Genomic DNA, 12,106 nt, shown 5'->3' with positions numbered 1-12,106 from the left:
GGGTCGCAGGCGGCGGAAGACGGGACGTACCAGGAAAGGTCACAGGCGATGCTCAGGCTGGGCAGGCGGGAATTCGGGACGCACGAGCCGGTGATCATGGCGATCGTGAACCGCACCCCGGACTCCTTCTACGACCGGGGCGCCACCTTCCGCGACGAGCCGGCCCTCGCACGTGTGGAGCAGGCCGTGGCCGAGGGCGCCGCGATCATCGACATCGGCGGGGTCAAGGCGGGGCCGGGCGAGGAGGTCACGGCCGAGGAGGAGGCCCGCCGGACGGTCGGGTTCGTCGCGGAGGTGCGGCGGCGCTTCCCGGACGTGGTCATCAGCGTGGACACCTGGCGGGCCGAGGTCGGCGAGGCGGTGTGCGAGGCCGGGGCCGACCTTCTGAACGACGCGTGGGGCGGGGTCGATCCGCGGCTGGCGGAGGTGGCTGCGCGGTACCGGGTGGGCCTGGTGTGCACGCACGCGGGCGGGGCGGAGCCGCGGACCCGGCCGCACCGGATCGAGTACGACGATGTCATGGCGGACATCCTGGACGTGACGGTCGGGCTGGCCGAGCGGGCGCTCGCGCTGGGGGTGCCGCGGGAGTCGATCATGATCGACCCGGGTCATGACTTCGGGAAGAACACGCGGCACAGCCTGGAGGCGACGCGGCGGCTGGACGAGATGGTCGCCACGGGGTGGCCGGTGCTGGTGTCGCTGTCCAACAAGGACTTCGTGGGCGAGACGCTGGACCGGCCCGTGAAGGAACGGGTCGTGGGGACGCTGGCGACGACGGCGGTGTCCGCGTGGCTGGGGGCGCGGGTGTACCGGGTGCACGAGGTCGCCGAGACGCGGCAGGTGCTGGAGATGGTCTCGGCGATCGCGGGGCATCGGGGTCCTGCCGTTGCCCGGCGGGGGTTGGCTTAGCCCGAGTACCAGGGGGCTCCGCCCCCTGGACCCCCGGCCTATGCCCACCCGCCACCCGAAGCGGTCACGCAGGAAGCCCGGCTCGCCCGCCCGGATCACCCGGACGAGAAGCCCGGCCTCGCCCACCCGAAGCGGGGCCGCCAGGACGCTGAGGTCCGGAAGCCTCTACCTGCCCGCCTCCTTCGACACCAGCGCCACCGCCTCGTCCACGTCGTCCGTCACGTGGAACAGCAGCAGGTCCTTCTCCGCCGCCTTGCCCTGGGCGATCACCGTGTCGCGGAGCCAGTCGACCAGACCACCCCAGTAGTCGCTGCCGAAGAGGACGATCGGGAAGCGCGTGACCTTCTGGGTCTGGACGAGCGTGAGGGCCTCGAAGAGTTCGTCGAGGGTGCCGAGGCCGCCGGGCAGGACGACGAAGCCCTGGGCGTACTTGACGAACATCATCTTCCGGACGAAGAAGTAGCGGAAGTTCAGGCCGATGTCGACGTACGGGTTCAGCCCCTGCTCGAACGGCAGCTCGATGCCGAGACCGACCGAGACGCCCTTCGCCTCCAGGGCGCCCTTGTTGGCCGCCTCCATCGCGCCCGGGCCGCCCCCCGTGATGACGGCGAAGCCCGCGTCGACCAGGCCCTGCCCCAGCCGCACGCCCGCTTCGTACTCGGGTGAGTCCGCCGGGGTCCGGGCCGATCCGAACACGCTGATCGCGGGTGGGAGTTCGGCGAGCGTGCCGAAGCCCTCGATGAACTCCGACTGGATGCGCAGCACGCGCCAGGGGTCGGTGTGGACCCAGTCGGAGGGGGCCCGCTCGTCCAGCAGCCGCTGGTCGGTGGTGCTGGCCTGCACCTGGTCCCGCCTCTGGAGGACCGGGCCCAGGCGCTTCTCCTCCGGCGGCTGCTTCTTCCCCTCGGGGTTGCCGGTCGCCATGTGCGCTCCCTCCGTCGTGCCTGTCTTTCCACCTCAGCGTAGATCTACGCGGGTTACGAACGAGGGACGTGAGCATGTCCGCGATGAAGCGCCGTAAACACGATGGCGTCCCGGCGGGATCAGGCGGTCAGCCAGTTCCTCAGGCGCTCCTCGCCCGCGAGGATCTTGGCGGTCTCCACGCGCTCGTCCCGCTTGTGCGCCAAGTGGGGGTTGCCGGGGCCGTAGTTGACCGCCGGGACGCCGAGCGCCGAGAAGCGGGAGACGTCCGTCCAGCCGTACTTCGGCAGCGGGGTGCCGCCGACCGCCTCGATGAACGCCTTGGCCGCCGGGTGGGACAGACCGGGCATCGCCGCGCCGCTGTGGTCGACGACCTCGAACTCCTCGACCCCGCAGTCCGCGAAGACCTCACGGACGTGTGCGATCGCCTCCTCGGGCGTGCGGTCGGGCGCGTAGCGGAAGTTGACGGTGACGACGCACTCGTCGGGGATCACGTTGCCGGCGACTCCCCCGCTGACGCCGACCGCGTTCAGGCCCTCGCGGTACTCCAGGCCGTCGATGACCGGCCAGCGGGGCTCGTAGGAGGCCAGGCGGGCGAGGATCGGGGCGGCGGCGTGGATCGCGTTGGAGCCCATCCAGCCGCGTGCCGAGTGGGCCCGCTCGCCGGTGGTCTTCAGCAGCACCCGCAGCGTGCCCTGGCAGCCGCCCTCGACCTGGCCGTCCGACGGCTCCAGGAGCACCGCGAAGTCGCCCTCCAGCCACTCGGGGTGCGTCTCGGAGACGTGCTTGAGGCCGTTCAGCTCCGCGGCGACCTCCTCGTTGTCGTAGAAGACGAAGGTCAGGTCGCGGTTGGGGGCCGGGACCGTGGCCGCGATGCGCAGCTGGACCGCGACGCCGGACTTCATGTCGCAGGTGCCGCAGCCCCACAGGACGCCGTCCTCGTCGAGCCGGGAGGGGACGTTGTCCGCGATCGGAACGGTGTCGATGTGGCCGGCCAGGATCACCCGCTCCGAGCGGCCGAGGTTCGTGCGGGCCACGACGTTGTTGCCGTACCGGTCGACCGTCAGGTGGGGCAGCGCGCGCAGCGCGGACTCGATCGCGTCCGCGAGGGGCTTCTCGGTGCCGCTCTCGGAACGGAAGTCGACGAGCCGGGCGGTGAGCTCCGCGGCGTCCAGCGTGAGGTCAAGGGAGGTGTCGGCCATGCCGTCGACCCTAACGCGCCAGACCCCGGCCTCACTGTCCACACCCGGCACATGCCACTCCGTACTCTCCAGTACCTTGTACGGCGTGCCAGAGCAGTCCTCTCCCAAGCGCCGTGGCCGCCTTTTCCGATGCGGAGCCGCCTTCGTGGCCCTGCTCGCGGTCGCCGGGTACCTCGTCGTGCAGTACGTCACCGGGGGCTCGGGCGGACCGGGCTGCAACGTGGTCTCCGGCAAGGGCGACGGGGCGTCGTACGAGTTCACGCCCGAGCAGGCGGTGAACGCGGCGACGATCACCGCCGTGGGAACCGCGCGCGGTCTGCCCGAGCGGGCCGTGACCATCGCGCTGGCGACCGCGCTTCAGGAATCCGCCCTGCGCAACATCAAGCACGGCGACCGGGACTCCCTCGGCCTGTTCCAGCAGCGGCCCTCGCAGGGCTGGGGCACGCCGAAGGAGATCATGGACCCGACGTACTCGGCCGGTGAGTTCTACGACCACCTGGTCAAGGTGCCCGGCTACACCCGGCTGCCGCTCACCGTCGCCGCGCAGCGCGTGCAGCGCAGCGGTTTCCCGCAGGCCTACGCCAAGCACGAGCCGGACGCCGCGCTGCTCGCCGCGGCCCTCACCGGGCAGTCCGCGGCCACGCTGACGTGCGAGGGCCGCCCGGCCGCGACCCGGGCCTCGGGCCCTGACGGGGTGCGTGCCGCGCTCGTGCGGGACTTCGGACGGGACGTGCTGGAGCCGGCCGGTGCCGCCGTGGGCGGCTCCTCGGCGGCCACGCCGACGCCCTCCCCGAGCGCGCCGGACGGCTCCGGCGGGCGCACCGTCACGCTCCCGGTGAGCGCCGACACGCCCTCCGCCGGCGGCCGGAGCCTGGACCAGCGCGGCTGGCAGCTGGCGCACTGGGCCGTGGCCAACGCCTCCGAGCTGCACATCGCCCGTGTCACCTACGCGGGGCGGGAGTGGGTCGCCGGGAACACCGCGAGCCAGTGGCGGGAGCCATCGGCGAAGGGCACCGCGGGCGCGGAACGGGACGCGGACGCGGTCCGCATCGTCACGATGCGCTAGATCGCGCAGGGGTGCGGGGGCTCACCCCGTGGGGTTACCCGCACCGTCCTGCGGCGACGGCGTGCGCAGGTTTTCGCACCCTCACCCGGGCCACCGCGAGAACCCTTGGGAACACAGGGCTGGAAGGATTCGGCGGGGGTTCTCACAGAGGCTGCTTTGACCGTTTTTATCCGCAGCCGATAATGCGACGCATTGCCAACTCTTTACGTTGCGCCGCCGCAACCTTCGCGGGCTTCGAGCGGTAGTCACTGCGTCCGAACCGGGGTGATCCACAGCCAGTCGATCAACTGCCGGACCCGGTCGGACACTTCACGAAGCTCACTGTTCTCTCCCGTCGAAGGAGCACCATGTCCCTCCCCCTGACCCGCCGTATCGCCCGTGCCGCGCTGATCGTCGCTGCGGGAGCGGCTGCCGGGGTCGGTGCGGCCGGCTCCGCCAGCGCGGCCCCCGAGCTGCCCGCCACCCCGAACCTCGGTGGCCTGACCGCCCCGGACGGGGCCAACGTCGGCGACACCGTCGACGGCGCGGCTCAGAACGTCACCGAGTCCGCGGGTGACACCGGCGGCAAGTCCGTCAAGAAGGCGGTGCCGGCCGCGGGCAAGACCGGTGGCCAGGCGGTCAAGAAGACCACGCCCGTGGCGCAGAAGGCGGCCGGTGACGCGGCGGGCTCCACCGGGCAGCTGGTCGGCGACACGGCCGGTTCGACCAAGGGCGGCCTGCCCACGGGGTCCCTGACCAAGGGTGGCGTGCCGTCCGCGGACGCCCTGCCGGCGAAGGGCCTGCCGGTCGGCTGACGCGCCGGCGTTGCGACGCCGAAGGGGTCCGGGGAGCTTCCCCGGACCCCTTCGGTGTGCTCGGCCGCGGTCACAGCCGCTGTACGGCCGCCGCCACCCTCTCGTCCGTGGCCGTCAGCGCCACGCGCACGAACTGCGCGCCCGCCGGGCCGTAGAAGTCACCGGGGGCCACGAGGATGCCGCGCTTGGCGAGGTGGTCGACCGTGTCCCAGCAGGATTCGCCCCTGGTGGCCCACAGGTAGAGGCTGGCCTCGCTGTGCTCGATGCGGAAGCCGTGGGTGACCAGGGCCTCGCGCAGCAGCTCGCGGCGGGACGCGTAGCGCTCGCGCTGGACGCGGACGTGGTCGTCGTCGCCGAGGGCCGCGATCACCGCAGCCTGCGTCGGAGCCGACGTCATCATGCCGCCGTGCTTGCGGATCTCCAGGAGCGGGCCGAGGACCGCCGGGTCACCGGCCAGGAAGGCCGCGCGGTAGCCGGCGAGGTTCGAGCGCTTGGAGAGGGAGTGGACGGCGACGATGCCGTCGTACGAGCCGCCGTTGACGTCCGGGTGCAGCACCGAGACCGGGTCGGCCTCCCAGCCCAGCTCCAGGTAGCACTCGTCGGAGAAGAGCAGGATGCCGTGCGAGCGGGCCCAGGAGACGATCCGGGTCAGCTCCTCCTTGGAGAGGACCTTGCCCGTGGGGTTCGACGGGGAGTTCAGCCAGAGGAGCTTCAGGCCCTCGGGATCCAGCTGCGTCGGGTCGTCGTAGGCCTCGTGGTCGGCGCGTGCCAGGCGGGCACCCACCTCGTACGTCGGGTAGGCCAGGCGCGGGTAGGCCACCCGGTCGCCGGGGCCGAGGCCCAGCTGGGTGGGGAGCCAGGCGACGAGCTCCTTGGAGCCGACGATCGGCAGCACGTGACGGTGGGTGACCTCCCGGGCGCCGAGGCGGCGCTCGACCCAGCCGGTGATCGCGTCGCGCAGCTCGGGCGTGCCCCACACCGTCGGATAGCCCGGCGAGTCGGCCGCGGCCACCAGCGCTTTCTGGATCAGCTCGGGTACCGGGTCGACCGGGGTGCCGACGGACAGGTCGACGATGCCGTCCGGATGGGCGGCGGCCGTGGCCTTGTACGGGGTCAGCTTGTCCCAGGGGAAGGTGGGGAGGCGGTCGGAGACTGCGGACACGGGTTCTGGCTCACTTTCTCGTACGTACGAGCCGGTTACGGCAAACGCCTCGGCCCCGTACGGCGATCAACGGGGTGATCGGGCCGTACGGGACCGAGGCGGCACGGAGTGCGGGCCGCTCTTACTGGTTCTGCGGCGGCAGCGCGGCGACGAAGGGGTGGTCGCGCTCGATCAGCCCCAGCTTGCTGGCTCCGCCGGGCGAACCGAGCTCGTCGAAGAACTCGACGTTCGCCTTGTAGTAGTCCTTCCACTCCTCGGGAGTGTCGTCCTCGTAGAAGATCGCCTCGACCGGGCAGACCGGCTCACAGGCACCACAGTCGACGCATTCGTCCGGGTGGATGTACAAGGACCGCTGGCCCTCGTAGATGCAGTCGACCGGGCACTCCTCGATGCACGCCTTGTCCTTGACGTCGACACAAGGCTGCGCGATGACGTAGGTCACGCTGTCGTTCCTCCTCGATAGGGCGCTGGCGGGCCTCCTCAGGCTCCGCCGCCTGGCGCGCGGGAGCGCGGCGTCGTCGATGCCCGCCCCTAGTATCTCCGTTCCTGGGCATGATCCGAACAGGAGGGGTGAACTGACCTGTGGAAATCTCTGCCGCCGGGCGCCTTGAGGTCCGCATCACCACTGCTGACGTGGGCAAACGGGTCTCCGTCCGGAGCTTGATCGAACATGGTGCCCCGGGTGAGAAGTTCACCGATACGGTCGGTGTTCTCACATCATGGGACAACGGTGTGCTGCTGATCACACGCAAGAGCGGCGAGAGCGTCCGTATCGCGGAATCCGCGCTGGTCGCGGGCAAGGCCGTGCCCTCCGCACCGGCGCGTCGCCGCGGTCCGGCCGCCTCCTACGAGGAGCTGGCCCGGGTCGCCGCGCGGGCCTGGCTGCCCGTGGAGAGCGAGCGGCTCGGCGCGTGGGAGCTGCGGGCCGCGTCCGGGTTCACACGGCGGGCCAACTCGGTGCTGCCGCTGGGCGCGCCGGGCGTGCCGCTGGACGAGGCCCTGGAGGCCGTGCGGCGGTGGTACGGCGAGCGCGGACTGCCCGCCTACGTCCAGACAGCGACGGGTGCCGAGGGCACGCAGGAGCTGCTCTGCGCCGAGCTGGAGCAGCGGGGCTGGGTGCGGGAGGTGACCGCCGAGCTGTGGATCGGGCCGCTGGCGCCGGTCGCCGACCGGGGTGATCCGACGGGGGTCGTGCTGTCCCGGGAGGCCGGAGAGGGGTGGCTGGCCCGGTATCAGCGCAAGGGCGTGAGTGAGGTGGCGCTGCGGGTGCTCCGGGGCGGGCCGTCGGTGTGGTTCGCGACCGTGCCCGGGGTGGCCGAGGGGGCGCCTCCGGCCGCCATCGGGCGGTGTGTCGTCGACGGGCGGTGGGCCGGGTTCGCCGCCGTCGAGGTCGACCCGGCGCTGCGGCGGCAGGGGCTCGGCACGGCCGTGATGGCCGCGCTGGCCCGGCAGGCGCTCGACGAGGGCGCGTCGGCCGCGTGGCTCCAGGTCGAGGCCGACAACGCGGGAGCGCGGGCGCTGTACGCCGGGATGGGCTTCGCCGCGCATCACGCCTACCACCACTACCGGGCCCCGGACGCCCACGGCACCGGCCGGTAACCGATCGTCGTGAGAGGGCACGAGCCAGATATGCGTCCCCCGTACCCCCCGTCCCCCGAACGGTCCGCCGAGCTGCGGCGGCGGTTCGCCGAAGAGGCCCGGTCCGAGCGGCCCGATCTGTCGACGCTGTGCCTGCTGGTGGGCGCGGAGGCGGACCGGGAGCTGGACGAGGCGGGCCTGGACGCCGCGCAGGTCGAGCTGGACCGGCTGGCCGGGCTGCTGCCGTTCCGGCCCGGGGGGCCGCGGGCGTGGGCGGTGGCCCTGCGCGAGCTGCTCGGTGAGCGGATGGGGTTCCACGGCACCCCCGGCGACTACCAGCGCCTGGAGTCCTCGCTGCTGCACGAGGTGCTGGTGCGGCGCAGGGGGCTGCCGATCCTGCTGTCGGTGGTGTGGCTGGAGGTGGCCCGGCGGGCCGGAGCCCCGGTGTACGGCGTGGCCCTGCCGGGGCACTTCGTGGTCGGGTTCGGGCCCGACGAGGGGCAGGTGCTCGCGGACCCGTTCGACGGCGGGCGGGTGCTGACGGGGGCGGACGCGGAGTTGCTGGTGGCCGGGGCGACGGGGTCGGGGATCGATCCGTCCATGCTGCGGCCGGCGGATCCCCTGGATGTGGTGCTGCGGATCCTGAACAACGTGCGGGCGTGGGCGGCGGCCCGGCCGGAGCGGTCGGACGTGGCGCTGTGGGCGGTCGAGTTGTCGTTGCTGCTGCCGTCGCATCCGGCGCGGTTGCGGTACGAGCGGGCGCAGTTGCTGGTGCAGCGGGGGGAGTTCGTGGCCGGGGCCGTGGAGCTGGAGGCCTATGCGGAGGTTGTCTCGGCGGTGGACGAGGGGGCCGCGGAGCGGGTGCGGGGGGAGGCTCACGCGGCCAGGGCGATGCTCAACTGACGCCCCTCGCCGTGGCGGCACGTGTGGGATCGCGGGTGCGGGTGCGTCGTGGCTCGTCGCGCCCGCGCGGCGGAGCCGCAGATCGATACTTCCCCGCGCCCCTGAAAGCTTTACAACCAGCCCTTTTCTCGTGCTGCTCGGACCGCCTCCGCGCGGTTTCTCACCGCCAGCTTCTGGATTGCCGTGCTGAGGTAGTTGCGGACCGTGCCCTGGGAGAGGTGCAGGGAGGTGGCCAGTTCGGCGTTGGTGGAGCCGTCGGCGGCGGCCCGGAGGACCTCGCGCTCCCGGTCCGTCAGCGGGTTGGCGCCTTCCGCCAGGGCCGCTGCCGCGAGGGTCGGGTCGATGACGCGTTCGCCGGTGAGGACCTTGCGGATCGCCTCGGCGAGCTGGGCGGCGGGGGCGTCCTTGACCAGGAAGGCGTCGGCGCCGGACTCCATGGCGCTGCGCAGGTAGCCGGGGCGGCCGAAGGTGGTGAGGATGACCAGCTTCACGGCCGGGAGTTCGGCGTGCAGCCGGGCCGCGGCCTCGATGCCCGTCAGGCCGGGCATCTCGATGTCCAGGAGGGCCACGTCGACAGCGTGTTCGCGGGCCGCTCGCAGGACCTCGTCGCCGCGGGCCACCTGGACGACGACCTCGATGTCCGCCTCCAGGCCGAGCAGGGCGGCCAGGGCCTCGCGGACCATCGACTGGTCCTCGGCGAGAAGGACCTTGATCGTGCGGCTCATGCCGGGGATCCTACGTCCGCCGGTCCGGCCGTCGGCACGCGGGCGACCAGGCGGAAGCCGGGCTTGAGCGGGCCCGCCTCCAGGGTGCCGCCGGCCTTGGTGAGGCGTTCGGTGAGGCCCGCGAGGCCGTTTCCGTGGCCGCTGCCCGGGCCGCCCGAGCCGTTGTCCTCGACGGTGAGTTCCAGCACCGGGCCGTCGAGGGTCTGGCGGCACAGCAGCTCGACCGTGCAGCGGCGGGCACCGCTGTGCCGTACGACGTTGGTGACCGCCTCGCGCAGCGCCCAGGCGAGGGCGGACTCGCTCTCCTCGGGCACGCCGTCGAGGCCGGGTTCGGCGGGCAGTTCGGCGGTGACGCCGGCCGCGGCCAGGGCGACCCGCGCACCGGCGAGCTCGGCGTGCAGGCGGGGGCGGCGGTAGCCGGTGACGGCCTCGCGTACGTCGACGAGGGCCTGGCGGCTGACCTGCTCGATGTCGGCGACCTGCTGGGCCGCCTCGTCGGGCCGGCCGGGCAGCATCCGGCCGGCCAGCTCGCTCTTGAGGGTGATCAGGGACAGGGAGTGGCCGAGCAGGTCGTGCAGGTCCCGGGCCAGCCGCAGGCGCTCCTCGTTGGCGGCCAGCTGGGCGACGGTGGCGCGGGCCTCGCGCAGCGCGATGGTCGTCCGCACGAGTTCGCGTACGCCGGTCATCGCGAAGCCGCCGAGCAGGGCCGGGATGAGGAGGCCGGCCAGGTAGGACATCCCGTCGTGCGTCGCGAGCGCCACGGCGGTCAACAGCGCGCACGCGGCCGGGATCGTCCAGCGGGCCATGCGCAGGGGCAGGGCCGCCCCGGAGGCGATGGAGACGTACACGAACAGCACCAGCCACTCGCGGCCCAGGGTGAGGGCGAGGAGCGTGGACTGGGCCGCGAGGACCCCGAGCGAGGCGAGCACCAGGGTGTTGCGCTCACCCCGGCCGGTGCGGAAGACCAGCAGCATGTACCAGGTGACGAACGCGGCCAGGCCGGTCCAGCCGAGGATCGTCACGCCCGTGCTGTGGCCGCCGTGCAGCAGGTCGGTGACGGGTGCGCTCAGGTAGACCAGCCAGATGCCGGTCCACAGCGACTTCACCGCCCGCTGCCGGCGGTTCACCGGGCGCTGCCCCATGCCGAACCCGACGCCGCTCACGCCTTCAGGGTGTCCTTCCGGTACAGCCAGGCCGCGCCGCCCGCGAACAGGACGAACGACACCACGAGGACGGCGAGGTCCTGGACGTGCGGGGCGCGGCTCTGCTCGATGGCCCGCCCGAGGGCAGCGTACGCGTGCGTGGGCAGCCACTTGGCGATGTCCTGGAGCCAGCCGGGGAAGCTCGTCGTGGGCATCCACAGGCCGCCCAGCATGGACAGGCCGAAGTAGGTGATCATCGTGATCGGGCGGACCGCGTCACCGGTGGCCAGGTAGCCGATGGCGACACCGAGCGCGGCGAAGACGAGGCTGCCGGCCCAGATCGCGCCGGTGAGGGCGAGCCACTGCCAGGCGTCCAGGCGGACATCCTTCACGGCCGCCGCGACGGCGAAGACGATGACGATGGACGGCAGGCTGACGACGGCGGCGCTCGCGGTCTTGGCGAGGACGTAGCCGCGGCCCGGCAGCGTGGTCGGGCGCAGCTGCCGCACCCAGCCGCCCTCGCGCTCCTTGGCGATGCGCTCGCTGTTGCCCATGAGGACGGCCGTGAGGGCGCCGAACGACGCCATGGAGACCATCATGTAGGTCGGGACGGTCAGGCCGGTGCCGGGGACCTTCGAGCTGCTGTCGGCGTTGCCCGCGATGAGCAGGAACAGCACCGACGGGTAGATCACGGAGAAGAACAGGAACTTGCGGTTGCGCAGGGCGCGGGTGAGTTCCAGTCTGATCAGCGTGTTCACCGGGACTTCGCCTCCTCGGCGGTGGTGATGGCGACGAAGGCCTGCTCCAGGCCGAGCCCGGCGACTTCGAGGTTGCGGGGGTGGACGCCGAGGCCGTACAGGGCGTGGACGGTCGCGTCGGCGTCGGAGGACTGGATGCGCACGGTCCGGCCGGAGATGTCGATCCCGGTCAGGAACGGCAGGGCGCGCAGGGCGGGTTCGTCGATGGCGCCCGCCACTTCGAAGGAGACCCGGCGGGCGCCCGCCTTGGCCTTGATCTCGGCGGCCGTGCCGTCGGCGAGGAGCCGGCCGCGGTACAGCACGAGGACCCGGTCGGCGACGGCGTCGGCCTCTTCGAGGTAGTGGGTGGCGAAGAGCACGGTCCGGCCTTGGTCGGCCTGTTCGCGCATGGTGGCCCAGAAGGCCTGGCGGGTGGTGACGTCCATGCCGGTGGTGGGCTCGTCCAGCACGATGAGGTCGCTGTCGCCCGCGGTGGCCAGGGCGAAGCGGACGCGCTGGGCCTGGCCGCCGGAGAGCTTGTCGACCTTGCGGTCGGCGATCTGCGCGACGCCCGCGCGCGCCAGGACCTCGGAGGGCCGGTACGGCTTCGGGTGCAGGTCGCAGGCGAGCCGCACCAGTTCGGCGACGGTGACCTCGTCCATGAGGCCGCCGCTCTGCAGCATGGCGCCCACGCGCCCGGCGACGATGGCGTCCCGGGGGCTGGTGCCGAAGAGCCGGACCGTGCCGCTGTCGGGCCTCTTGAGGCCGAGCAGCAGATCGAGGGTGGTGGACTTGCCGGCGCCGTTGGGGCCGAGCAGGGCCACGGTCTGACCGGGGCTGAGACCGAGGGTCAGTCCGTCCACGGCCCGGACGGCGTCGTATGCCTTGCTCACCTGGTCGAACGCGACCACCGGGGCTGTCGTTGTCATACGGCCATCGTGGCTCCGGGGGTGCCGGCGGGGGCAGT

Annotated in this window: 13 protein-coding genes; 5 read left to right on the top strand and 8 right to left on the bottom strand. The window is 72.6% G+C overall.

What is annotated here, in order from left to right:
• Positions 1-48: 48 nt before the first annotated feature.
• Positions 49-909: a dihydropteroate synthase gene (gene folP, locus RFN52_RS26490; RefSeq protein WP_184849642.1), complete on the top strand. Its 861-nt coding sequence runs from the start codon at positions 49-51 to the stop codon at positions 907-909.
• Positions 910-1,074: 165 nt separating this feature from the next.
• Here the strand turns inward: folP and RFN52_RS26485 are convergent, their stop codons facing one another.
• Positions 1,075-1,833 (bottom strand): LOG family protein, encoded by a 759-nt coding sequence (locus RFN52_RS26485; protein WP_184849640.1) that lies wholly within the window; start codon positions 1,831-1,833, stop codon positions 1,075-1,077.
• A gap of 119 nt (positions 1,834-1,952) precedes the next feature.
• Positions 1,953-3,032 (bottom strand): succinyl-diaminopimelate desuccinylase, encoded by a 1,080-nt coding sequence (gene dapE / locus RFN52_RS26480; RefSeq protein WP_184849638.1) that lies wholly within the window; start codon positions 3,030-3,032, stop codon positions 1,953-1,955.
• Positions 3,033-3,117: 85 nt separating this feature from the next.
• Here dapE and RFN52_RS26475 point away from each other — a divergent pair, with 85 nt between their 5' ends.
• Both RFN52_RS26475 and RFN52_RS26470 read left to right on the top strand, forming a co-directional pair.
• Positions 3,118-4,098, top strand: a complete 981-nt coding sequence (locus RFN52_RS26475; protein ID WP_184849636.1) for a VldE C-terminal domain-containing protein — start codon at positions 3,118-3,120, stop codon at positions 4,096-4,098.
• A gap of 347 nt (positions 4,099-4,445) precedes the next feature.
• Entirely contained in the window at positions 4,446-4,892 is a 447-nt protein-coding gene (locus RFN52_RS26470; RefSeq protein WP_184849634.1) for an ATP-binding protein, read from the top strand.
• A gap of 70 nt (positions 4,893-4,962) precedes the next feature.
• Here RFN52_RS26470 and RFN52_RS26465 read toward each other — a convergent pair whose 3' ends face one another.
• On the bottom strand, positions 4,963-6,054 hold the full coding sequence (locus tag RFN52_RS26465; protein ID WP_184849632.1) for a bifunctional succinyldiaminopimelate transaminase/glutamate-prephenate aminotransferase: 1,092 nt from the start codon (positions 6,052-6,054) through the stop codon (positions 4,963-4,965).
• 121 nt (positions 6,055-6,175) lie between these two features.
• Positions 6,176-6,496, bottom strand: a complete 321-nt coding sequence (fdxA, locus tag RFN52_RS26460; RefSeq protein WP_003973842.1) for a ferredoxin — start codon at positions 6,494-6,496, stop codon at positions 6,176-6,178.
• 140 nt (positions 6,497-6,636) lie between these two features.
• On the opposite strand from fdxA, the gene RFN52_RS26455 reads away from it, so the two are divergent.
• Positions 6,637-7,653, top strand: a complete 1,017-nt coding sequence (locus RFN52_RS26455; RefSeq protein ID WP_184849629.1) for a GNAT family N-acetyltransferase — start codon at positions 6,637-6,639, stop codon at positions 7,651-7,653.
• Positions 7,654-7,683: 30 nt separating this feature from the next.
• Complete coding sequence (locus RFN52_RS26450) at positions 7,684-8,535, top strand: transglutaminase family protein (RefSeq protein WP_184849627.1); 852 nt, start codon at positions 7,684-7,686, stop codon at positions 8,533-8,535.
• A gap of 110 nt (positions 8,536-8,645) precedes the next feature.
• Here RFN52_RS26450 and RFN52_RS26445 read toward each other — a convergent pair whose 3' ends face one another.
• The 4 genes from RFN52_RS26445 to RFN52_RS26430 are packed head-to-tail and all read right to left on the bottom strand — an operon-like array spanning position 8,646 to position 12,068.
• Complete coding sequence (locus RFN52_RS26445; RefSeq protein ID WP_184849625.1) at positions 8,646-9,260, bottom strand: response regulator transcription factor; 615 nt, start codon at positions 9,258-9,260, stop codon at positions 8,646-8,648.
• Positions 9,257-10,423, bottom strand: coding sequence for a histidine kinase (locus RFN52_RS26440; RefSeq protein WP_184849623.1), 1,167 nt, complete (start codon positions 10,421-10,423; stop codon positions 9,257-9,259). The genes RFN52_RS26445 and RFN52_RS26440 overlap by 4 nt, the downstream gene beginning before the upstream one ends.
• Positions 10,420-11,160 (bottom strand): ABC transporter permease, encoded by a 741-nt coding sequence (locus RFN52_RS26435; RefSeq protein ID WP_184849621.1) that lies wholly within the window; start codon positions 11,158-11,160, stop codon positions 10,420-10,422. The genes RFN52_RS26440 and RFN52_RS26435 overlap by 4 nt, the downstream gene beginning before the upstream one ends.
• The gene (locus RFN52_RS26430; protein WP_184849619.1) at positions 11,157-12,068 is read right to left on the bottom strand and encodes an ABC transporter ATP-binding protein; all 912 of its coding nucleotides are present in this window, start codon (positions 12,066-12,068) and stop codon (positions 11,157-11,159) included. The genes RFN52_RS26435 and RFN52_RS26430 overlap by 4 nt, the downstream gene beginning before the upstream one ends.
• Between the last annotated feature and the right edge of the window lie 38 nt (positions 12,069-12,106).

This window comes from Streptomyces collinus, from assembly GCF_031348265.1.
In the GTDB taxonomy this organism is placed as follows: Bacteria; Actinomycetota; Actinomycetes; order Streptomycetales; family Streptomycetaceae; genus Streptomyces; species Streptomyces collinus.
This window is presented reverse-complemented; position numbering and strand designations above follow the sequence as displayed.